Source organism: Citrobacter sp. VF227 (assembly GCF_052950715.1).
The window spans coordinates 1-1,295 of sequence record NZ_JBRFVF010000050.1 but is presented as its reverse complement, the minus strand read 5'-3'; the positions used below and the strand labels follow the sequence as shown (position 1 = coordinate 1,295).

General features: G+C 70.6%; 2 protein-coding genes. Both read right to left on the bottom strand.

Annotated elements, in window-relative coordinates; translation table 11 throughout:
- Positions 1-65 precede the first annotated feature (65 nt).
- Complete coding sequence (gene hisE / locus ACU8YC_RS24915; RefSeq protein ID WP_051976331.1) at positions 66-551, bottom strand: phosphoribosyl-ATP diphosphatase; 486 nt, start codon at positions 549-551, stop codon at positions 66-68.
- Between the two features lie 258 nt (positions 552-809).
- Positions 810-1,034 carry a hypothetical protein gene (locus ACU8YC_RS24910; protein WP_043388285.1) on the bottom strand — a complete coding sequence of 75 codons (225 nt, stop codon included), beginning with the start codon at positions 1,032-1,034 and terminating at the stop codon, positions 810-812.
- Positions 1,035-1,295 lie beyond the last annotated feature (261 nt).

The window sequence follows — 1,295 nt, the reverse complement described above, 5'->3', positions numbered from 1 at the left end:
CGGGAAGGCTGGACGCGTCGAGCGCCGAGGTGTGAGCGGTCATAGGTGTCGTCCGACGCCGAGGATCAGGTGAAATCGTCGGCGGCGCGAACGCCGCCCGCTTCAGAGCTGCCCTTGGGCAGCTTCTCGGCGATGCCGAAGCGCTCGGCACGCCGGTACATCTCGGCCCAGATCTCGTCCGGGGCGATGCCGCACTCGCGCCAGAGCACGACGAGGTGGTAGAGCAGATCGGCGCTCTCGCGCACGGTGGCGCGAGCGTGCTGGCGCGACGCCTCGAGTGCGACCTCGCCCGCCTCCTCGATCAGCTTCTGCGCCATGCGCTTGGCGCCGGCCGCGAGCAGTCGCGCCGTGCGCGGATTGGTCTGCGGGGAGACCAGATCGAGCGCGGCGTAGAGCCTGGCGATCTCATCGGGCCCTGTCGCGCGGACACCCTCGGGCGCGCCGGGACAGGACGGAGCAAGCCGGCCTCCCGGGTCGGCATCGTCATCCGCCGCCGCAAAGGACGGCACGCCGCGACGCGGCGGCAGGGGATCGCGGACGAGAGAAACCATGCATGATGACTCCGAGCTTGGGTCGCGTGCGACCGGCTGGGCTCGGGCAAGGCATTCCGGTGCGGTTCAGGCCGCTCGCGAGGAGAGGTTGTCGCGCCAGATGACGCCGTGCTCGCGATCCGAGCCGGGGCGGGTGTGGGAGATCCGTCGGTCGCGCGCGCGACTGGGAGGCTCCACAGTGGATGAAGATCGGCCTGTCATGGGGCTTTGACAGCGCGGAGCCGCCGATACCTCAGCGGGTATCGGCGGCTTGTGGGATCAGCGGGGTGCGAGTTGCCAGGCGCAGACGAGACGATCCGCTTCGTCGCGTCGCCAGACGGCGACGACGTGATCGCCCGCCCACTTGGCCGGTGCCAACGTGTCACCGGTGACGGGACGCGTCGATGTGGGAGCGGCCGGGCTGGCGCCGCTGCGCCGCTGAGGGAAGAGCCCGGACCGCAGCGCGTAGGGCAGCGCGGGCGCGAGGGCGTGGACGAAAGCCATGGTCACCTCCTGTTCGTCGGGTGGTTGCGGATGCGACCCGAGAGGAGGTTTGAGCGCCAGCTGACGAAGCTGGCGAGACGAGGTCTTGCCGGCTCAGACCGTCAGATGATGGCGCTCCGCTCCGCGCGGGTCGACCATCCCCCGCCGGCGCGAGCCCGCACCGGACGGTGCGCGGCCTTCACCGATGGAGGATGAGGGTCTAGATCGAGGGTTCATCGGTCCCGAGGCGTTGACATCGGACCCGGCGCACGGCCGGATACC